The sequence below is a fragment of the Rhodococcus sp. WB9 genome (assembly GCF_007558985.1).
GTDB lineage: Bacteria > Actinomycetota > Actinomycetes > Mycobacteriales > Mycobacteriaceae > Rhodococcus_F > Rhodococcus_F opacus.
Map to the genome: position 1 here is coordinate 6,774,591 of NZ_CP041769.1, position 19,538 is coordinate 6,794,128.

General features: G+C 67.8%; 18 protein-coding genes. 7 read left to right on the forward strand and 11 right to left on the reverse strand.

Annotated features, from left to right (window positions below; all coding sequences use genetic code 11):
• Positions 1–6: 6 nt before the first annotated feature.
• Positions 7–477 carry a group II truncated hemoglobin gene (locus FND50_RS31615; RefSeq protein ID WP_144288332.1) on the reverse strand — a complete coding sequence of 157 codons (471 nt, stop codon included), beginning with the start codon at positions 475–477 and terminating at the stop codon, positions 7–9.
• Between the two features lie 70 nt (positions 478–547).
• Here FND50_RS31615 and FND50_RS31620 point away from each other — a divergent pair, with 70 nt between their 5' ends.
• Entirely contained in the window at positions 548–1,126 is a 579-nt protein-coding gene (locus FND50_RS31620) for a TetR/AcrR family transcriptional regulator (protein WP_144288333.1), read from the forward strand.
• A gap of 8 nt (positions 1,127–1,134) precedes the next feature.
• Here the strand turns inward: FND50_RS31620 and FND50_RS31625 are convergent, their stop codons facing one another.
• Both FND50_RS31625 and FND50_RS31630 read right to left on the reverse strand, forming a co-directional pair.
• Positions 1,135–2,559 (reverse strand): MFS transporter, encoded by a 1,425-nt coding sequence (locus FND50_RS31625; protein WP_144288334.1) that lies wholly within the window; start codon positions 2,557–2,559, stop codon positions 1,135–1,137.
• Positions 2,556–3,011 (reverse strand): MarR family winged helix-turn-helix transcriptional regulator, encoded by a 456-nt coding sequence (locus FND50_RS31630; protein WP_005261013.1) that lies wholly within the window; start codon positions 3,009–3,011, stop codon positions 2,556–2,558. Before FND50_RS31630 ends, FND50_RS31625 begins: the two co-directional genes overlap by 4 nt.
• 258 nt (positions 3,012–3,269) lie before the next feature.
• On the opposite strand from FND50_RS31630, the gene FND50_RS31635 reads away from it, so the two are divergent.
• Positions 3,270–4,466, forward strand: coding sequence for an Ig-like domain-containing protein (locus FND50_RS31635; RefSeq protein WP_144288335.1), 1,197 nt, complete (start codon positions 3,270–3,272; stop codon positions 4,464–4,466).
• Positions 4,467–4,475: 9 nt separating this feature from the next.
• Positions 4,476–5,885, forward strand: coding sequence for an FAD-binding oxidoreductase (locus FND50_RS31640; protein ID WP_144288336.1), 1,410 nt, complete (start codon positions 4,476–4,478; stop codon positions 5,883–5,885).
• An 8-nt stretch (positions 5,886–5,893) separates the two neighbouring features.
• On the opposite strand, the gene FND50_RS31645 is transcribed toward FND50_RS31640, so the two are convergent.
• Genes FND50_RS31645 through FND50_RS31665 form a run of 5 tightly spaced genes read right to left on the reverse strand, consistent with a single transcriptional unit; the run spans position 5,894 to position 11,271 of the window.
• Positions 5,894–6,979, reverse strand: a complete 1,086-nt coding sequence (locus tag FND50_RS31645; protein WP_144288337.1) for an ABC transporter ATP-binding protein — start codon at positions 6,977–6,979, stop codon at positions 5,894–5,896.
• Between the two features lie 51 nt (positions 6,980–7,030).
• Positions 7,031–7,909 carry a carbohydrate ABC transporter permease gene (locus FND50_RS31650; RefSeq protein WP_144288338.1) on the reverse strand — a complete coding sequence of 293 codons (879 nt, stop codon included), beginning with the start codon at positions 7,907–7,909 and terminating at the stop codon, positions 7,031–7,033.
• Positions 7,909–8,874 carry a carbohydrate ABC transporter permease gene (locus FND50_RS31655; protein ID WP_144288339.1) on the reverse strand — a complete coding sequence of 322 codons (966 nt, stop codon included), beginning with the start codon at positions 8,872–8,874 and terminating at the stop codon, positions 7,909–7,911. The genes FND50_RS31650 and FND50_RS31655 overlap by 1 nt, the downstream gene beginning before the upstream one ends.
• A complete protein-coding gene (locus FND50_RS31660; protein ID WP_144289213.1) occupies positions 8,871–10,196 on the reverse strand; it encodes a sugar ABC transporter substrate-binding protein in 1,326 nt (441 codons plus the stop codon). Before FND50_RS31660 ends, FND50_RS31655 begins: the two co-directional genes overlap by 4 nt.
• Positions 10,197–10,248: 52 nt before the next feature.
• Positions 10,249–11,271: a sugar-binding transcriptional regulator gene (locus FND50_RS31665; RefSeq protein WP_144288340.1), complete on the reverse strand. Its 1,023-nt coding sequence runs from the start codon at positions 11,269–11,271 to the stop codon at positions 10,249–10,251.
• Positions 11,272–11,421: 150 nt separating this feature from the next.
• On the opposite strand from FND50_RS31665, the gene FND50_RS31670 reads away from it, so the two are divergent.
• From FND50_RS31670 to xylB, 4 genes are read left to right on the forward strand one after another with little or no spacing between them, the layout of a single operon-like run.
• Positions 11,422–12,426, forward strand: a complete 1,005-nt coding sequence (locus FND50_RS31670; protein WP_144288341.1) for an NAD(P)-dependent alcohol dehydrogenase — start codon at positions 11,422–11,424, stop codon at positions 12,424–12,426.
• A gap of 10 nt (positions 12,427–12,436) precedes the next feature.
• Positions 12,437–13,918, forward strand: coding sequence for a mannitol dehydrogenase family protein (locus tag FND50_RS31675; protein ID WP_144288342.1), 1,482 nt, complete (start codon positions 12,437–12,439; stop codon positions 13,916–13,918).
• Complete coding sequence (locus FND50_RS31680) at positions 13,915–14,838, forward strand: carbohydrate kinase (protein WP_144288343.1); 924 nt, start codon at positions 13,915–13,917, stop codon at positions 14,836–14,838. The genes FND50_RS31675 and FND50_RS31680 overlap by 4 nt, the downstream gene beginning before the upstream one ends.
• Positions 14,835–16,217, forward strand: a complete 1,383-nt coding sequence (gene xylB, locus FND50_RS31685; RefSeq protein WP_144288344.1) for a xylulokinase — start codon at positions 14,835–14,837, stop codon at positions 16,215–16,217. Before FND50_RS31680 ends, xylB begins: the two co-directional genes overlap by 4 nt.
• 115 nt (positions 16,218–16,332) lie before the next feature.
• Here the strand turns inward: xylB and FND50_RS31690 are convergent, their stop codons facing one another.
• The 3 genes from FND50_RS31690 to FND50_RS31700 all read right to left on the reverse strand — a co-directional run bounded on the left by FND50_RS31690 (position 16,333) and on the right by FND50_RS31700 (position 19,500).
• A complete protein-coding gene (locus tag FND50_RS31690) occupies positions 16,333–17,952 on the reverse strand; it encodes a transposase (RefSeq protein ID WP_144284738.1) in 1,620 nt (539 codons plus the stop codon).
• Between the two features lie 127 nt (positions 17,953–18,079).
• Complete coding sequence (locus FND50_RS31695; protein ID WP_144288345.1) at positions 18,080–19,087, reverse strand: NADP-dependent oxidoreductase; 1,008 nt, start codon at positions 19,085–19,087, stop codon at positions 18,080–18,082.
• Between the two features lie 26 nt (positions 19,088–19,113).
• Positions 19,114–19,500 (reverse strand): DUF1304 domain-containing protein, encoded by a 387-nt coding sequence (locus FND50_RS31700; RefSeq protein ID WP_144288346.1) that lies wholly within the window; start codon positions 19,498–19,500, stop codon positions 19,114–19,116.
• Positions 19,501–19,538: the final 38 nt, after the last annotated feature.

The window sequence follows — 19,538 nt, forward strand, 5'->3', positions numbered from 1 at the left end:
CCCTACTCAGCCGCGGTAGGGCGGGGCCACGCCCCAACCCCAGTGCGGGACGGGTGCGTGCTCGATCACCTCGGCACCTGGGCTCGAATTCTGCAGCGCGAGTCTGGTCCCCCACTCGACGTATGCCATGAATGCGGAACGGAATTCGGGATCCGACGGGAGGCCGGCGTCGTCGGCGGCGAGGCTCATCGTCGAGGCGAAGCGGTGCCGCTGCTCCGGGCTGATGGCGAGGCCGATGTGGTGGCGCAACATCCGCTCGTAGCCGCCGAGTTGTTCGGTGTAGCCCGGCGGGCCGCCGAACACCTCGCACCACCAGAGAGTCACGTTGCGCCGATGCTCCTCGTGCACGCCGCCGGGGAACATCGGCGACAGCAGTTCGTCGCCCTCCACCCGGTCGTAGAAGGCGTCTATCAGCCGCCGGAACGACTGCTCACCGCCCGCCCACTCGTACAGGGACGGTGTTTCCTGATCACTCATGAGAGCTCCCGATTTCCGTCGTCTGTCCATTACAATACACATCAGTATTGGATTGAAAAGAGGTTCGAGCATGAGTGTGGCCGGGCGCAGTCGCGACACCGATATCGACACCCGGGTTCTGAGAGTGGCGGGCAGTCAATTGGCCCGGGCCGGATACGACGCGATGTCGATCGCCGCGATCGCCGCGGAGGCAGGCACCACCCGGCAGGCGCTGTACCGGCGGTGGGCGTCGAAGTCGGAGCTCGCCGCGGCAGTCGTGGCGCAGTTGGCCGACGAACAGTCGGGGAGGGCGTCGGCCGATCCGTTCGGGGATCTGGTCCGCGAGCTGGACGACTTCCGGCGCGGGGTGTCGCGGAGCGACCGGTTGTCGCTCGTCGGCACGATGCTGCAGGACACGACGGACGCCGACGTCCGCGCGCAGTACCGCGCCCGGGTGGTGGCGCCGCGCCGCCGCCGCATCCGCGCCATCCTGGACCGCGCCGCCGAACTGGAGCTGATCGACGCGGACGCCGATCTCGACGTCGCCGTCACCATGACCACCGGCAGTTGGTACGGCCGGGCGCTGGCCGGTGATCGCCCACCCGCCGACTGGCCGGCCCGGACCGCGACACTGATCTGGCGGGCCGTCGGCGGGGTGCCGCCGACCTGACGCGGTTGCTACGCCGTCGACGCGTTCGTCGACCGCCGGTCTCCCATGTTCCGTGACATCAGGACGCCGATGAGGAGGAGAACACCCGCGACGGCGATGAACCAGCCCGTGCGGTGCAGTCCGTCGTCCCCGATCACGTGACCGGCGGTGGTCTGCAGTACGACGGCCGACAGGTTCGCTCCGATGTACTGCACCGTGCGGTACATCCCGATCGCCGTGCCGACTTCCTCGACGGACGTGACCGAGCTGATCAGATTCTGATTGCCGATATTGTTGAATCCATTGGGAATCCCCAGCACCGCGGCCACCAGGAGTAGCACGACGATCGGGGCCGTACTGCTCTCCACCGAGGCCAGGAGCAGCCCTCCCACCAGGAGTGCACCCGTTCCGACGGTGAGCGTTCGGCGCACCCCGTGCCGCCGATACGTCCGTGACGCGAACAGCGTGGAGCCGATGCCGACGACAGCGACGGGCAGCATCGTCAGACCGGCGTCGGTGGCGCTCATTCCGCGGGAGTACTGCAGCCACTGCGGGATGCCGAAGAAGACGCAGTAGAACGCCGTGTACGTGAGGAGGGTGCGGGCGAGTGTGGCGCTGAGCGCACGGTTCCGGGCCAGGGCCCGAACGTCGATGAACGGTTCGTCCGCACGACGTTCCCAGTGGACGAACAGGGCGAACACCAGCACCCACACCGGGATCAGCCACCACAAAGGATCGCTGGTGAGCGACAGCAGGAACAGCATCGTCGACGAGACGAGCCCGAGGAACAGCAGGACCCCGGCCACGTCGAGCGCGTGGAGCAGTTGCCGACCGCTGACCGAGATGCCGCCGACGAAGCCGACCTTCGCGAACTTCGTGACCGCCACCGCGCTGAACGCGACGATCGGAAGGTTGATCCACATGATCGACTGCCAGCCGAACGCCCCGACGAGCAGTCCACCGAGCGTCGGGCCCAGGGCCACGACCGCCTGGCTGCAGATCGCGAGGGTCGTGATCGCGGTGCGCGGCTGCGCGCCGCGCCGCTCCGCGTACCCGCGAATCATCGTCATCGCATTGGGATACTGTGTGGCGGTTCCGATTCCGACGAGGATTCGGGAGAAGATCAGCCAGCCGACGGTGGGCGCGAGCAGACCGGCGACCGAGCCCAGCGCTACCAGGGCGAGGCCCCCGAGGTAGACCTTCCGGGCTCCGAGCAGCGCGCCGAGCTTGCCTGCCATCGGAGCGGTGACGGCCGTGGCGATGTAGAGCCCCGAGATCACCCACGCGATCCCGGACGAGGAACCGAACTGGGCGGCGATGCCGACGATCGCCACCGCGATCATCGACGAGTTCAGCGGTTGGAGGATGCTCCCGGTGGCGACCGAACCGCTGACGCGGAACGGTACGGACGGGGACTTCTGCGCGAGGCCGGTATCGGCGACGGTCGCGCTCACGAGTTCATCAGTGACTCCTGCTGCGGCGCCGGCTCGGTAGTTCCGGCGAGTCGACGGAGTAGCCGTCCGGCGATGAAGAGGAGGTCGCGCTCGGCGTCGGTGCATTCGGCGGCGAGCGCGGCCGCCAGCCACTCGCTTCGCCGCGACCGATCGTCGACGAGCGTCTGCAACCCCAGCGCGGTGATCGCGACGATGCTCGCGCGCGCATCCTGGGGGTCCACGGTCCGGGAAACCATTCCGGACTCCTCGAGCATCGAGACGGTGCGCGCGATGGACTGCGGCGCCACCTGCTCGAGATCGGCGAGAGCGCGTGCGCTCATCGGACCTTCCCGGTCGAGGTGCGCAAGGGCCTGGAGTTGCGAGGGGGTGAGCAGGTGCCCGGCGCGCTGCTTCCGGATACGTCGGTTGAACAGAACGACGTCCTCGCGGAACTGATCGACCATCTGGTCCATGGCGGCCTCCCTCTCACAGTCAGGTTCATTAGCCAGTCTAGCTGTTCTATTTACCGTCTTCAATCGAATCGATTAACGCAGAAAACAGACGATTTAGTCACGATTTTTCATCAGCACTGCTGTCTAATGCTTTGAGGGGAGACCCCGCGACCTCGAATTTCTGCAGGTGGGGCGGGCGCAGCGAGCGTCTCACAGGAAAGTCCGAGGCGATCGCTGGCAGTATGAGGACGGCGAGCGCTGATCCAGATCCGAAAGAAGGTGGTCGTGACTCTTCGCACACGGACAGCCGGCATTGTTGCGGTGGTGGCCCTGACGTTCCTGGCCACGGCGTGCACCATCGGAGACACCGGCACGTCGGAACCCCCGACCACCTCACAGTCCGCGTCCGCCTCGATTTCCGTCCCCGCTGCCGACGGGGCGCCGATCAATCCCACCACCCCGATCGTGGTCACCGCGACAGGCGGCAGACTGACCGCCGTAACCGTCACGAATCCCGCGGAGCAGAACACGCCGGTCGCCGGGAGTCTCACGCCCGACGGCACGAACTGGACGAGCAGCCAACCGCTGGGCTACGGGTCCACGTACACAGTCGTCGCCGACGCGGTCAACCCCGACGGCGCCCCGATCGAGCAGACCTTCACCGTCACGACGTTGACGCCCGGCACCACCGCCTACGCGAACGTCGTCCCGGCACCCGAAGTCGTCGCCGACACCGGTATCGGCGTCGGCCAGCCGATGGTCTTCCAATTCACCGCGCCGGTCGTGAACAAGGCCGAGGTGCAGCAGCGGCTGCACGTGACGACGACACCGCCGCAGCCCGGCGCCTGGTATTGGACCGACGACCAGAACGCGCACTATCGCGCGGCGGGATACTGGGCGCCCGGTACCAAGATCCACATCGAGACCGACGTGTACGGCGTCGATCTGGGCGACGGCGTCTTCGGCGCCGAGAACAACTCCGCCGACTACACCGTGCACGACTCGTGGGTGGCCAAGGCGGACGGGGCGAGCAAAATGCTCACCGTTTTCCACAACGGCGTCCAGGAGAACGCGATGCCGATGAGTCTCGGCACACCCGACCACCCATCGCACGAGGGTCCGCACGTGATCTCCGACAAGCAGCAGAGCATCATCATGGACTCCTGCACGTACGGGGTTTGCGCCGGCGATCCCGACTACTACCGCGAAAAGGTCGATCTCAACCTGCGGATCTCCAACGACGGCGAGTTCGTCCACTCGGCGCCGTGGTCGGTGGGCGATCAGGGCAGCAGCAACGTCTCCCACGGCTGCGTCAACCTGGCACCCGCCAACGCCCAGTGGATGTTCGACCATTTCGGTATCGGCGACGTCGTCGAGATCACCAACTCGGGCGGGCCGCTCCTGCCCGTGTGGGACACGTACGGTGACTGGGAGGTCCCGTGGGATCAGTGGCAGGCAGGTAACGCAACGGGATAGGAGGCGCTCGTGAGTTCACCATCCGCGGAATGTGTCGCACAGTTGAAGGCGGTTCTCCCGCACCGCGTTCATCTGCCGGACACCGACGACTACCGCACCGCGCTGGGCAGGGTGTTCTTTCCCGAGGCCGCGAGACGCCGTCCGTCCTGCGTCGTCGAACCGGCGTCCGTGGAGGAGGTCTCCACCGTCATGAGGGTCGCGCACCGGACGGGCGGCACCGTCACCGTCCGCGGCGGCGGGCTGAGTTCCAACTGCGTCGCCGACGACGCCGTCATGCTCGACCTGTCGGCGCACCTGAACACGGCCCGACCCGAGGGCGACCGGGTGGTCGTCGCCGGCGGCGCCACCGTGGGAACCATGCTGGACGCCCTCGCACCCACCGGCCGGGTGGTGCCGGTGGGGATCGTGGGCCACGCCGGATTCGGACTCGTCACCCGCGGCGGCGTCGGATACCTCACGCGCAGTCTGGGATTGACGATCGATCAGCTCGTCGAGGCCGAACTGGTACTTCCGTCCGGCGAGGTCGTCCACCTGTCCGATGCCAGCACCGGCGACGAGGCGGATCTGTGGTGGGCGGTCCGGGGTTGTGCACCGTGCTTCGGCGTCGTGACGTCGGCGGTGCTGCGCACACACCCGGTGGGTCCGGTGTGGGTCGACCGGATGGTGCTCGGACTCGAAGCGCTCGCCACCTACTTCCGTGTCGCACCGACGCTTCCGCGGGACACGACGATGGGCGCGGTACTCGGTTACAGCGCATTGTCTTCCGACGAGCCCGTCCTCTTCGTGTACACCGCGTGCGCGAGCGGGGACGAGTCCGACATCGACCGCGCCCGATCCGCCGCCACCACGGTCGCCGACGTGTCGGGCAAGGTGCTGTACCGATCCGAGATGTCCGGTACGTACCTCACCGGGTTACCCGAATTCGCGCCACCCGGCCCCGACGGCGAAGAACCGGAACCGATCCGGCTGCCCGAACCGGGCGAGCGCCGTGGGTCGTTCTTCGGGAAGGCCGTCTTCACCGGACCGACCCTCGACTCCGAACTCGCGGATGCTCTGGCCACCCAGATCCGTGGGGCGCCGACGCGGGCCTGTCGTATCGACTTCCAGCACACCGGCGGTGCCCTCGCCGACGTCGGTGACGGCGACACCGCGTTCTGGGGCCGAAGCGGCGAGTGGAACATCCCGCTCAACGCCGTCTGGTCCGACCCCTACGACGGAGGTGCCTGCCTGTCGTGGGCGGGCGGCACCCTCGACGCGCTCGCACCCCACACGATCGGCATCTACAGCGTCGAGGTCCGGCCCGGCTTCCCCGAGACCGGCGCCGAGATCGACGCGGCCTACGGTGGAAACCTTCGCCGACTGCGCGAACTGCGGCAGAGGCACGATCCGATGGGGGTGCTGACGCACTATCCGCTCTAGGACATGCCCTAGTCGCCGATCCGCTCCCCCGTCTCCGGGTGGAACAGGTGGACCGCTCCGTCCCGCTTGTGCAGGGACACCGTGTCGGCCAGCCGCGCGGGGGTGCGGGTCAGTGATCGGGCGGTCAGTTGCGTACCGTCACCGGCGATGTGGGTGTGGACGTAGGATTCGCTCCCGAGTTCCTCGACCAGGTCCACGATCACCTCGATGCCACCGCCCCCGGTCGACAACTCCAGCTGCTCGGGGCGCACACCGACCGTGACGGTCTCCAGTCCGGCCGCGTGCAGCGCCGACAGCTGGTCGCGCTCGAGCGCGAGCGTCGAGTTCCCCAGGCGCACGCCGTCACTGACGATGGGCATCGTCATCAGGTTCATGGCGGGCGAACCGATGAAGCCGGCGACGAAGGCGTTGGTGGGCCGGTCGTACAGCTCGGTCGGCGCCGAGAACTGCTGCAGCTTGCCGTTCTTGAGGACGGCTACCCGGTCACCCATGGTCATGGCCTCGACCTGGTCGTGGGTGACGTACACGGTGGTGGTGCCGAGTCGGCGCTGCAGCGCCGCGATCTGGGTGCGGGTCTGGACGCGCAGCTTGGCGTCGAGGTTCGACAGCGGCTCGTCCATGCAGAATACCTGCGGCTCACGCACGATCGCCCGGCCCATCGCGACGCGCTGGCGCTGACCACCGGACAGCTTGCCGGGCTTACGATCGAGGTAGTCGGTCAGGTCGAGCAGCTTGGCGGCATCGGCCACCTTCTTCTTCCGTTCCTCCACACCGACCCCGCGCATCTTCAGCGCGAATCCCATGTTCTCGCCCACCGTCTTGTTGGGGTAGAGGGCGTAGTTCTGGAACACCATCGCGATGTCACGGTCCTTCGACGGCACACCCACCATGTCCTTGCCACCGATCTCGATGGTGCCTTCGTCGATGTCCTCGAGGCCGGCGAGCATGCGCAGTGCGGTGCTCTTGCCGGAGCCGGACGGGCCGACGAGGACGATGAACTCGCCGTCTTCGATGTCGAGGTCGAGCGTATCGACCGCCAGCGTGTCGGCGTTCTCGTAGATGCAGGATGCGCCCTTGTACGCGATGTCAGCCATGATTGCTCCTCTTGTGGGTACCGAAGTCGGGGGAAGTGGTTGCCGGGGTGATCATTTGATCGCACCGAAGGACAGGCCGCGGACCAGTTTGTTCTGCGCGACCCAGCCGGCCAGGATGACCGGGAGCGCCGCCAGTGTCGCCGCCGCCGACAGCCGGGCCCAGTACAGGCCCTCACCGGTGATGAAGCCGACGAGGAACACCGGAATGGTCTGCGCCTGAACGGCGGTGAGGTTGACCGCGAAGAAGAATTCGTTCCACGAGAAGATCACGCAGATCAGCGCGGTCGCCGCGATACCGGGGGACACGAGCGGGAGGATCACCTCACGCACCGACGTCCAGAGGCTTGCACCGTCCATGCTCGCGGCCTCGAGCAATTCGCCCGGGACCTCGAGGAAGAACGAACGCATCATCCACACCGCGATGGGAACGTTCATCGCCGTGTACAGAATGACCAGCGCCCAGATGTTGTCGAGCAAGCCGATGTCGTTGACGATCACGTACAGCGGGATGATCGCGGCGACGATCGGGAGCATCTTCGTGCTGATGAAGAAGAACAGGGCGTCCTTCGTCTTGCGGACCGGACGCAGCGACAGCGCGAACGCCGCCGGCACACCGAGCACCAGCACGAGGATCGTCGACATGGCGGTCGCGAACGCCGAATTCAGCAGCGCGGTGCCGATGCCGCTGTCGAGGACCGCCTTGAACTGGTCCAGGGTGGGGGTGAAGAACAGCTTCGGCGGGGTCGTGTAGGCGTCGCCCTCCTGCTTGAACGCGGTGAGCACCATCCAGGCCACCGGGAAGAAGAAGCCGAGCGCCACGATCCACGCCACCACGCTCCACGGGCTGAACTTGCGGTGCTTGCGCGCCCGCTTGGTCTCCGGCGTGGTGGGGGTGGACTCCACCGGCGCCGCCGCAGTGTCGGTACTCATTACGCTGCCTCCTCGTTACCGGTAAAGCTCTTGAAGATCAGGCGCAACGCCAGGGTCGCGACGACGATGGTTGCGATCACGACGATGACGCCCATCGCGGCGGCCTGCCCGATGTCGAAACCGAGGAATGCGCGCTGATAGATGTAGAAGGGCAGGTTGGCACTGGCGGTGCCGGGTCCACCCTGGGTCATCATGTAGATGGCGTCGAACGTGTTGATCAGGTAGATCGCACCCAGGACCGCGCCGAGTTCGATGAACCGGCGCAGATGCGGGAGCGTCAGTTCGCGGAACATCGCGAACGGCTTGGCGCCGTCCACCCGCGCCGCCTCGAGGATGTCGCGTGGCATCGACTGCAGACCGGCGAGGATCAGCAGCATCATGAACGGGGTCCACTGCCACACCAGGTTCACCATGACCGACGCGAGCGGGAACTTGCTGACCCAGTCGACCTGTCCCACCCCGAACGGGGAGAGCACGAAATTGACGATGCCGAACACCGGGTCGAACATCGTGGTCTTCCACAGCAGCGCGCCGGCGACGGGCGTCACCAGGAACGGCGTGATGAGGAGGGTCCGCACGATGCCGCGGCCCAGGAAGGCGCGGTCGAGCAGCAGTGCGAGCAGCAGGCCCAGCACCACCGAGATCAGCACGGTCCCGACGATCAGGATCACGGTGTTGACCGCGACCTCACGGAACTGGCTGTCCTGGAACACATCCACGTAATTCTGCAGGCCGACGAAGGCCTGGGACCCCGGTCGGACCAGGTTCCAGGACTGCGTCGAGTAGTACAGCGTGAACAGGAACGGGATCTGGGTCACCACGATCATGAAGATCAGTGCGGGGAGTAACGGCCCTCGGCGACGCCATCCCTCGGCGCGGGAGACGCTGTCGTCCTTGGCCTCCCGCAGTTCCCGCACCCGGTCGGCGGTGCCGTCCGCGGTGGGTTTCTCGGCGATAGTGGTCATTTTTCCTCCCGATAGGTCGCGCCGACCACCTCGGCGTACTGCTGTGCCTGGGCGAGCGCCTCGGGCACGGTCTGCTGTCCTGCGATCGCCGCACTGATCTGCTGGCTGACACGGGTTCCGAGATCCTGGAACTCCGGGATCGCCAGGAACTGCACGCCCGTGTACGGAACCGGTTGCACGGTGGGCGCCTCCGGTGTCGCGTTCTCGATCGCCTCGAGCGTCAGCGGACCGTAGGCCGCCGAGGCCTCCTTGTACTCGGGAATCTCATAGGTCGACAGTCGGCTGCCCGGAGGCACCCGCTCCCAGCCCAGATCCTCACCGACCGTGCGTATGTATTGCTTGTCGGTCATCCACGAGATGAACTTCCACGCCGCATCGGGATTCTCGCTGCTCTCGGGAATTCCGAGCGACCAGCTGTACAGCCAGCCGGAGTTGTCCTTCACCTCGATCGGCGCGGGCGCGTAGCCGATCTTGCCGACGACGGCGCTCGACGCCGGATCCTCCAGCGTGGACACCGCGGACGTCGAGTCGTACCACATCGCCACCTGACCCTGAGCCAGCTGCGTGGCGCACTCACCGAAACCGCTCGTCGCGGCGCCCGGCTCGCCGTACTCGCGCACCAGGTCGACGTAGAACTGCACCGCCCGTTCCACCTCGGGGCTGGTCAGCTGAGCGTTCCAGTCCTCGTCGAACCAGCGGCCACCGAACGTGTTGATGACGGTGTCGAGGGGTGCGAGCAACTCACCCCAGCCCGGCTTGCCACGTAGGCAGATGCCGGCCATGTCGTCGGAGTCGAGTTGCTTTGCCGCTGCTGCGACCTCGGTCCAGGTCGGCTTCTCCGACAAGGTGATTCCGGCCTGCTCGAACAGGTCCTTGCGGTACATCAGGAACGAGGACTCGCCGTAGAACGGCACCGAGTACATGTTCCCCTCGTAGGACAGCGACTCGCGCAGGGTGGGGATGAAGTCGGCCTCGTCGTAGCCCTCGGTGGCCTGCGCGTACTGCGACAGATTCTTCAACCAGCCGTACTTGGCCCACTGCGGCGTTTCGTAGTTGCTGATCATCACGACGTCGAACTCGCCGCCACCGGTTGCGGTGGATGCCGTGATCTTCGCGCGCGCCTGGTTCTCCGACAGCGTCACGAACTTCAGGTCGATGTCGGGATTCTCCTCCTCGAACTGCGAGGCTAGCTTCTGGGCATCCTGCATCTGTGAGTTGGAGACCATCGCGATGGTGATGGTCTGGTCCGACGCGCCCAGCGTTCCGGCGCCCGCGCATCCGCTGAGCGTGAGGCAGAGCGCTCCCGCGCCCGCTACCAGCATCGTCGCCGGTTTCCTGTGTTTCTTCACCGATCTTCACCTCTCTTGCGTGGTGCTACTGATCGAGCAGCCAACGCGCGCATTCGATGTCGCAGACCAGCATCTTGGCCAGTCCGCCGTGGAGGGCACCCAGTGCCGCTTGGTGTTTGGCGACGCCACCCGTGACGAGGATCGATCCCCCGCACGCGCGGATGTCGTCGAGTGGAACGGACATGGCCCGTTCGTCCAGTGGGCCGGCGACCTCGGTGCCGTCGAGCCGGTAGAAACGCCCACCGACCTCGCCGACCGCGCCGAGGTCGGTGAGCACCGACAGCATGTCCGTGTCGATGAAGCTGCCCTCGAACAGGGTGGTCGACGTGGAGACGGCGCCCGTGCCGAACATCATCATCTCCGCCGTCCGCCCAGCCTCGAGCGCCTTGGAGATGACGGAGTCGCCCCGCATGGATACCACGGTCGACGCGTCCGCGTACAGGGGAACGGGAAGCCGAACAGTGTTGGCCTGCAGCTGCTCTGCGCACCTACCCAGGACGTACTCCGTTCCGGTCTGGTAGTTGATGGCACTCACCGAACCGTCGAGCTGGACGACGGACGCGCACGTGGCGGCCCCGGACGGTAGGCCCTGCGCGACGGCGACCGTCTCCGGGCCCCACGTGAATCCGAGGGTGTCGCCTTCCCTGATCCGGCGAGCCAGCAGGGACGCGGCGGCGCGCCCGACGCCGGCGAAGCTGTTGTGGTCGTCGATCGGACCGGCGGCGTCGACGGAATCGGCGACCACCACCGCCTCGACGAGTCCGTACTTCTCCTCGAGCGCGCGCTCCTCGTCCGAGCGCAGCGCATCCCGCAGATGCGCGGGAGCCTGCACCTCGATGCGCACCAGACCCTGGGCGCGGGCTCGCGCCACCAGCCGGCCCGCGGTCGGGCGGGAGACACCGAGGCGTGTGGCGACCTCGGCCTGGGTCATTCCGTCGAGGTAGTACAGCGTTGCAGCACGCAACGCGAGGCGCAGATCCTCCGTGGTGGACGGCGGTGGTGCCGTGATGGGAGACGGCGTCGGGGCCGTCGAGTTGGGGGACGTCACTGGTTCTCCTCGCCATGATCCCGAGCCCGTCGTGTGTGTCTTCGGAGCCTCGAGAAGCCGTGAGCAAATGATCACTATGCGTTCATCTGCTCAATACGCTAGCATCGAAGTGTGACCCACACAACACTCCCTTCGGATATCCCCAGGACGATGCGTGCCAGCGTGCTCTCGGAGCCGGGCGTGATCGAGATTCGGGAACGGCCCGTCCCGACTCCCGGCCCCGGCGACGTCCTGGTCCGCGTGGCCTCGGTAGGCGTCTGCGGATCGGATGCCCACTACTACCGCGAGGGCCGCATCGGCGAGTTCGTGGTCGACCAGCCGATCGTGCTGGGCCACGAAGCGTCGGGCACCGTCGTGGGTGTCGGTGCCGGAGTCCCGGCAGCGCGTATCGGGCAGCGAGTCTCCATCGAACCGCAGCGCCCCGACCCGGACAGCGACGAATCCCGGCGCGGTCTCTACAACCTCTGTCCGCACATGCAGTTCTATGCCACCCCGCCGATCGACGGGGCGCTGGCCGAATACGTGACCATCGGCTCGGCGTTCGCCCACGCGATTCCGGACGAGATGTCGGAGGACGCGGCCGCGCTGTGCGAGCCGTTGTCCGTGGCCATCGCCACCACCCGCAAAGCCGGCGTGACGGCCGGATCCCGCGTCCTGATCGCGGGCGCGGGACCGATCGGGATCGCCATGCTGCAGACGGCGCTCGCATTCGGCGCCACCGAAGTGGTCGTCTCGGACCTCGATCCCCGGCGACTCGACGTCGCAACGAAATTCGGTGCCACCGCGGTGCTCGACCCCCGCGAGCAGGACGTCGCGGGACTCCACGTGGACGCATTCGTCGACGCGTCCGGCGCCCCGAGCGCGGTGCTGGCCGGGATCCAGGCCGTCCGGCCCGCGGGATCCGTGGTTCTGGTGGGCATGGGCGCCCCCGAGATGACACTGCCGGTCCAGACCATCCAGAACCGGGAGTTGGTGCTGACCGGGGTATTCCGCTACGCCAACACGTGGCCGACGGCGATCGCCCTCGCGCGGTCGGGGCGGGTCGACCTCGATTCGATGGTCACCGGAAGATTTCCGCTCGCCGAGGCGGAGCAAGCACTGAACGCAGACCGGACGCCGGGCAGCCTCAAGGCCGTCGTACGCGTCCAGGAATGAGGAGAGACCGATGCAACTGTGCGCGCAGGCACTGCAGCAGTTCGACGACACCGTGCAGGTGCCGAATTACGATCGAAGCGACATCACCGTAGGGATAGTGCATTTCGGTGTCGGCGGATTCCACCGCGCACATCAGGCGATGTACGTCGACCGGTTGCTGCGGCGCGGGGAGGCCCGCGAGTGGGGCATCTGCGGGGTCGGGGTCCTGCCCGGAGACCGGCGCATGAAGGACGTCCTCGACGCGCAGGACGGCCTGTACACGCTGGCGCTGCGACACCCGGACGGCACCTGGGACGTGAGCGTCATCGGGTCCATCGTCGACTACCTCTTCGCTCCGGACGATCCCGAGGCCGTGATCGAGAAGATCGCCGCGGAGACCACGAAGATCGTCTCGCTGACGATAACGGAGGGCGGCTACAACTTCACTCACGACACGGGCGAATTCGATGCCGAGAACCCGGACGTCGTGCACGACCTCGCAGACGGCGCCGCCCCGCGGACCACGTTCGGACTGGTCATCGAGGCCCTGACCCGGCGCCGGGCGCGCGGGTTGCCGTCGCCGACCATCATGTCCTGCGACAACATTCAGGGCAACGGCGACGTGGCCCGGAAGATGTTCCTGGCCTACGCCGAGTTGAAGGATCCCGAACTGGCGGCGTGGATGCGCGAGGAGACGTCCTTCCCCAACTCGATGGTCGACCGCATCACGCCCGTCACCACCCCCGAGGTGACCGAGGCGCTGTCGTCGCGGTTCGGCGTCGACGACCAGTGGCCCGTCGCCGCCGAACCCTTCACGTCGTGGGTGCTCGAGGACGCATTCCCGCTCGGTCGTCCGGCATTCGAGGACGTCGGCGTCCAGGTGGTCGACGACGTCGAACCCTACGAACTGATGAAGCTGCGTCTGCTCAACGCGAGCCACCAGGGCCTCTGTTACTTCGGCTACCTGTCGGGATACCGGCTCGTGCACGACGTCGCGCAGGATCCGCTCTTCGCGGACTTCCTGCTGGCGTATATGGACGAGGAGGCCACGCCTACCCTGGCGCCGGTGCCCGGAGTCGACCTGGACGACTACAAGCGCACGCTCATCGCGCGTTTCTCCAACCCCGAGATCCGCGACACCGTCGCCCGCCTGTGCGCCGAATCCTCCGACCGCATCCCGAAGTGGCTGCTGCCGGTGATCCGCGAGAACCTGGTGGCCGACCGGCCCATTCGACTGTCCGCCGCGATCGTGGCGAGCTGGGCCCGGTACGCGGAGGGAGTCGACGAGGACGGCGAACCCATCGACGTCGTCGACCAGTTGAAGGACTCCCTCGTGCCGATCGCGCGCAGCCAGCACGAGAACCACACGGCCTTCATCGAGAACCAGTCGGTCTTCGGCGATCTGGCCGACAACCCGCGCTTCGTCACCGCGTATCTCTGGGCGCTGAAGTCGCTGCACGGTGACGGTGCACGGAAAACGCTCGAGGCTCTGCGTGAGAAGGTGCAGTCATGAGTCTGGTCATCGGTGAAGCCCTCATCGACATCGTCACGGCGAGCGACGGCACCACCACCGAGTACGTCGGCGGTAGCCCCCTCAACGTCGCGGTCGGTCTCGGCCGGCTCGGTCGTCCGGTCGAATTCGTCACCCGGATAGGCGACGACACGAGAGGCGGCGCGATCGGTCGGCACCTCGAGCAGTCGGGAGTGAGCCTCGCGCCCGGCAGCATCACCGCGCAGCGAACGGCGACGGCCCACGCGACCCTCGACTCCGCCGGATCCGCCACCTACGAGTTCGACATCGAGTGGGACCTCCCCTGCCCGAGCGGGTCGTCCACCCCGGCGCTCGTCCACACCGGTTCCATTGCCGCCGTGATGGACCCCGGCTGCGACGTCGTCGCCGACATGCTCGACCGCCGCCGCTCGTCGGCAACCATCAGCTACGACCCCAACGTACGACCGGTGTTGATCACCGACAAGGCACGCACCCGGCAGCGGATCGAGCACCTCGTGTCGATCTCGGACATCGTCAAGGTCAGCGACGAGGACCTCCGCTGGTACGACCCCGAACGGGATCCCGTCGACATCGCCCGCGAGTGGCTGTCCCGCGGACCGGCGATGGTCGCGGTGACGAAGGGCGCCGAGGGCGCATTCGCGGTCTGCGCGGCCGGACTCGTCGCGGTCGCGGCCCGCGACGTCGAGGTGGTCGACACGGTCGGCGCGGGGGACGCGTTCATGGCCGGACTCCTCGACGGGTTCTGGTCGCACGGCTTCCTCGGCGCGGAGAGCCGCAACGCACTCCACGCGATCGCCCCGGAGGAGGTGCGGAACGTGCTGGACAATGCCGTGCTGATGTCGGGTCTCACGGTCGCGCGTGCCGGGGCGGATCTGCCCACCCGCGAGACACTGGACCGCGCGGCAGGTGTCCGGCAATGACCCTCGTCGCGGGCATCGATTCGTCCACCCAGTCGTGCAAGGTGATCGTCTGCGACGCCGACACCGGTGAGTTCGTCCGCGAGGGCAGGGCGTCGCATCCGGACGGCACCGAGGTCGACCCGCAGGCGTGGGCTGCGGCTCTCGACAACGCCATCGCCGCCGCCGGCGGACTCGACGACGTCGCCGCGGTATCGGTCGGCGCGCAACAGCACGGCATGGTCTGCCTCGACGACGCCGGAACGGTCGTGCGTCCGGCGTTGCTGTGGAACGACACTCGCTCCGCCGACGCCGCCGCACAGCTGGTGGACGATCTCGGTGGTCCGGACGCGTGGGCGGACGCGGTGGGGGTGGTGCCCCTCGCCGCGATCACCGTCAGCAAGCTGCGCTGGCTCGCCGATTCCGAACCGGCGAACGCCGACCGGACGTCCGCGGTGTGCCTGCCGCACGACTGGCTCGGCTGGCAGCTCACCGGCAGGTCCGATCTCGGCACCCTGGCCACCGACCGCGGCGACGCCAGCGGAACCGGATACTTCTCCGCGGCAACGGATTCCTACCGCCCCGACCTGCTGTCGCTGGCACTGCGCGGACGCACCGCCGCCGTGCCGCGCGTGGCCCGCCCGGCCGAGCGGATCGGGGAAACCCGATGGGGCGCCGCCGTCGGTCCCGGCACCGGCGACAACGCCGCCGCCGCATTCGCCCTCGACGCCCAGGAAGGCGACGTCGTCGTCTCGGTGGGAACGTCGGGTGTCGTGTCCGCGGTGTCCGTGACACCGGCGAACGATCCAGGCGGTTTCGTCGCCGGCTTCGCCGACGCCACCGGACGTCAACTGCCCCTCGTGTGCACGCTGAACGCCGCCCGGGTGCTCGACGCGACCGCCTCCCTGCTGGGCGTCGATCACGACGAACTGTCGCGGCTGGCGCTGTCGGCGCCGTCCGGCAGTGGCGGGCTGGTGATGGTGCCGTATTTCGAGGGTGAACGCACCCCCAACCGTCCGAACGCCACCGGCTCCGTCCACGGACTGCGGCTGGCCAATTCGACCCCCCCTCACCTCGCTCGCGCGGCAGTCGAGGGGCTGCTGTGCGGCTTGGCGGACGGCATCGACCACCTGATCGCCCAGGGCGTCACGGTGCGTCGCATCCTCCTCGTCGGGGGCGGCGCCCGCTCACAGGCACTGTGCGAACTCGCGCCCGCGATCTTCGGGGCGCCGGTCCTGGTGCCGCAACCGGCGGAGTACGTCGCGATCGGCGCGTGCCGTCAGGCGGCCTGGACGCTGGCCGGGACCCCGGAACCACCCAAGTGGGATCAGACGTCCACCCAGCGTTACGAGGCCGACCCGGCACCCGAAGTACGCGAACGGTATTCCTCCGTGAGGCGCTGACGCGCCTGTGCGCCTTTCCGGTTGCTCCAGGGGCTGTTGCGGAATTGAGTGAGGGCGGTTCGGGTGTCTCGTGCCGAGGTGGGTGCCGGCGCGGGGCGGGGGTGGCCCCGCCGGGTTAGGGGGTGGCCGGGAGCGGGGTGCCTGCGGTCAGGTGGGTGAGGATCTTGCCGAGGTTGTGCACGGCGGCGTGGAACGCCCATTCGCTGCGGGCGCGGTCGAGTCCGCGGCTGGTGAAGCGGCGGAATCCGAGGTTGTGTTTGGCGTGCCCGAACACGGTTTCGGCGATGGGTGAGCGTTTGCGGTAGGTGGCGATACCGGCCTTGGTGCGCAGCCTGCGGGTCATGGCCTGGATCGGATCCGCTTGCGGCGGTGGCGGTCCGGTGACCGGATCAGCGGTGACCGGATCAGCGGCGGCGGCAGCCTCGAGGTGACGGGATTTGCCGGTGGCGATCAACCGGTCCGGGCCCGGCGCGGTGAGATTGGCGCGGGAGCAGTAGCCAGCGTCGAAGAGCATCACCCCGATCAGCTCCTCCGGGTTCGTGCCGGTCTGTTCCTTCCCACGTCGGGTGGTGTCGATCAGCTGCGCGGCCGCCCCGGCCTTGTCGACCATCTCGGGGAAATAGTCGCAGTCGACCGGGCCGGTCCCGACCCCGGTGGCCAGGATCAACCCGTCCTCGCTGGTGAAGGCCTGACAGTTGTAGCCCTGCACCCACCCGCCGCCGCGCAGCGGCTGCAACCGCGAATCGGGATCGGTGATGTTGCGGCGCCGCTGCCCGGCGGCGGCGGTGCGCTCACCCTGTTTGCGGAGGGCGGTGTCGAGTTCGGCGCGCCGACGCCGCACCAGGTGGTGCTCGTCGACCGGCTTCGGTGCGAACCGGGTGCCCCCGCCCCCGGCCGCGGTGCCGCCTTGGAACCGCTCGATCACCGACTGCTGGGCGGCGACCGCCTCGGCCAGACGCCGCTCGGCGGCGGCGACCTCGGCCCCGACCGGCACCCGGCCCAGCACCGTCTGGCCCGCGTCGAGCCGGGCCAGATAGTCCTGCGCCTTCCCGTCCCGCTCGCACCGTTCGGCCTGCTTCTGCGCGTCGAGCTGCGCCAACGCCTCGGCGATGCGTGCCGAGCGGGTGCCCGGATCGGCCAACTCCGCCGGCACCTGTCCCGGGCCCGGATCGTCCTCGCCGTAGAGGTCGTCCTCGGCCTCGTCACGGGCGGCGTGCGCGGCCGCCGCGGCCGCGGCGATCCGCGCGGCCTCGGCCTCGGCTGCCCGGCGCAGCCCGGCCTCGGTGCGGTTGGCGTCTTTCGATGCGTTCGAGGCGATCTTCACCCCGTCCAACGCGATCGTCTCGAGTCGGCCCAGACCCAACCGGGCGGCCAGGATCAGTACCTGCATGAACAGGTCCTCGCAGGCGGTGTGGTTGTCCTTGCGGAACCGGGAGATCGTCACGTGGTCGGGGGTGTCGCCGGCGCAGATCACCCGGAACGCCACGTCCTCGGTGCAGGCCCGCTCGATCTGCCGGGACGACCGCATCCCCCGCGACCACGCCCAGACCAGCAGGGTCACCAGCATGTCCGGGTCGTACCCGGCCCGCCCGGCACCGCCGGTGCGGCGCGAGGCATGAAAGGCACTGGTGTCGAGATGGGTGTCGACGATCTCGATCACCGTCCACACCGGATGCGTGGGCGGCACCCACTCCCGCATGTCCGGCGGCAGCAGAAACTGCTGGTCACGATTCACCGGTCGATATCCCTTGGCCACCAACACATTATCCAGGAAACCCAAGGTCAGGGCATGGTGCCACGCGGGCGCTCCGTCCCGGGATTTCGAAACAGCCCCTCCAGCTACCAAAAAGGCGCACGGGTGGCTACGCCACCTTCACCAGCATCTTCCCGACATTTCCGCCGTGCATGAGCTGCAGGAACGCGTCGACCGAGTTCTCGATGCCGTCGACGACGGTCTCGTCGTGGACCACGTCGCCGGACGCGAGCCACGGTCCCATCTTGGCGGCGAACTCGGGGAAGACGTGCGTGTAGTTGCCGAGGGTGAAGCCCTCGAGGGTGAGCCCGCGGCTGATGATGTTCACCATGTTGTCGGGGCCCGGCGTGCGCTCGGTGGCGTTGTAGGCGGAGATGGCACCGCAGAGGGCGGCGCGTCCGCCGTTCCGCATGACGTCGAGCGCGGCCTCGAGGTGGTCGCCGCCGACGTTGTCGAAGTAGACGTCGATGCCGTCACCGGCGAGTCCGCGAAGCTGCTCGCGCACCGGTGCCTGCTTGTAGTCGAATGCGGCGTCGTATCCGTAGCGGTCGGTCAGCAGGGCGACCTTTTCGGCGGACCCGGCGGATCCGATGACGCGCGACGCGCCCTCGAGTCGTGCGATCTGCCCGGCGGCCGTCCCCACCGCACCCGCGGCGCCGGAGATGAACACGGAGTCGCCGGGCTTCAGGTGGGCGATGTGCACGAGTCCGACGTAGGCCGTGAGCCCGGTCAATCCGAGAATCCCCAAATAGGCCGAGATCGACACTCCCGGAATCTCTTCGACGACGCGGAACGCCGAGGCGTCACCCTGCGCGACGTCCCGCCACCCGAGGTCGTGAACCACCACCGAACCGACCGGATGCGTGGCGGCGGTGGATTCGACGACCCGACCGACAGCTCCGCCGGTCATCGTCTCGCCCAGCGCGAACGGCGGGATGTACGACTTCACGTCGTTCATCCGGCCGCGCATGTACGGGTCGACCGAGACGAACTCGTTGGCCACGCGCACTTGGTCGGGCCCGAGGTCGGGCAGTTCGACGGTCGCGGTGCGGAAGTCGTCCTGGGTGGGCCAGCCCACCGGCCGGTTGATCAGCTGAATCTGGGTGCTCGTCGTCATGGGTGTTCCTTTCGATACTTCTGAGGTCACAGCGCCAGTCCGAGCGCGAGGAGGAGTACCGCGAGCAGCGGAAGTGTTCCCTGCGTGATCGCCGCGCGAGCCTTGTCGGGCGACGACAGCAGGAGCACGAGGGCCGCGAGGAGCATGGATCCCGCGCCGGCGAAGACGAGAGCCGCACCGACGGCGGTCGCGCCGATGATCACGGCGACGATGCCGACTGCGGTCACGATCGCCAGGAAGAGGTTGTAGAAGCCCTGGTTGAAGGCAAGCTCCTTGGTGGCCGCGGCTTCTTTGGCAGTGGTCCCGAACGTCGCGCGGGTGCGCGGAGCGGTCCAGAGGACGGACTCGAGCACGAAGATGTACACGTGCAACGCACTGGCGAGTGCGGCAAGAACAAGACCCGCGGCGACCATACGAAACTCCTCCTCGTTCTGAACTGACCATTTCAATA

What these genes read in the sequence shown, in the direction of transcription:
- FND50_RS31680 (WP_144288343.1), top strand. Translation starts at nt 13,915, where the DNA reads ATGAGTCTGGTCATCGGTGAAGCCCTCATCGACATCGTCACGGCGAGC.
- FND50_RS31630 (WP_005261013.1), bottom strand. Translation starts at nt 3,011, where the DNA reads ATGGACCAGATGGTCGATCAGTTCCGCGAGGACGTCGTTCTGTTCAAC.
- FND50_RS31695 (WP_144288345.1), bottom strand. Translation starts at nt 19,087, where the DNA reads ATGACGACGAGCACCCAGATTCAGCTGATCAACCGGCCGGTGGGCTGG.
- FND50_RS31620 (WP_144288333.1), top strand. Translation starts at nt 548, where the DNA reads ATGAGTGTGGCCGGGCGCAGTCGCGACACCGATATCGACACCCGGGTT.
- FND50_RS31670 (WP_144288341.1), top strand. Translation starts at nt 11,422, where the DNA reads ATGCGTGCCAGCGTGCTCTCGGAGCCGGGCGTGATCGAGATTCGGGAA.
- FND50_RS31660 (WP_144289213.1), bottom strand. Translation starts at nt 10,196, where the DNA reads ATGCTGGTAGCGGGCGCGGGAGCGCTCTGCCTCACGCTCAGCGGATGC.
- FND50_RS31655 (WP_144288339.1), bottom strand. Translation starts at nt 8,874, where the DNA reads ATGACCACTATCGCCGAGAAACCCACCGCGGACGGCACCGCCGACCGG.
- FND50_RS31650 (WP_144288338.1), bottom strand. Translation starts at nt 7,909, where the DNA reads ATGAGTACCGACACTGCGGCGGCGCCGGTGGAGTCCACCCCCACCACG.
- FND50_RS31645 (WP_144288337.1), bottom strand. Translation starts at nt 6,979, where the DNA reads ATGGCTGACATCGCGTACAAGGGCGCATCCTGCATCTACGAGAACGCC.
- FND50_RS31675 (WP_144288342.1), top strand. Translation starts at nt 12,437, where the DNA reads ATGCAACTGTGCGCGCAGGCACTGCAGCAGTTCGACGACACCGTGCAG.
- FND50_RS31615 (WP_144288332.1), bottom strand. Translation starts at nt 477, where the DNA reads ATGAGTGATCAGGAAACACCGTCCCTGTACGAGTGGGCGGGCGGTGAG.
- xylB (WP_144288344.1), top strand. Translation starts at nt 14,835, where the DNA reads ATGACCCTCGTCGCGGGCATCGATTCGTCCACCCAGTCGTGCAAGGTG.
- FND50_RS31700 (WP_144288346.1), bottom strand. Translation starts at nt 19,500, where the DNA reads ATGGTCGCCGCGGGTCTTGTTCTTGCCGCACTCGCCAGTGCGTTGCAC.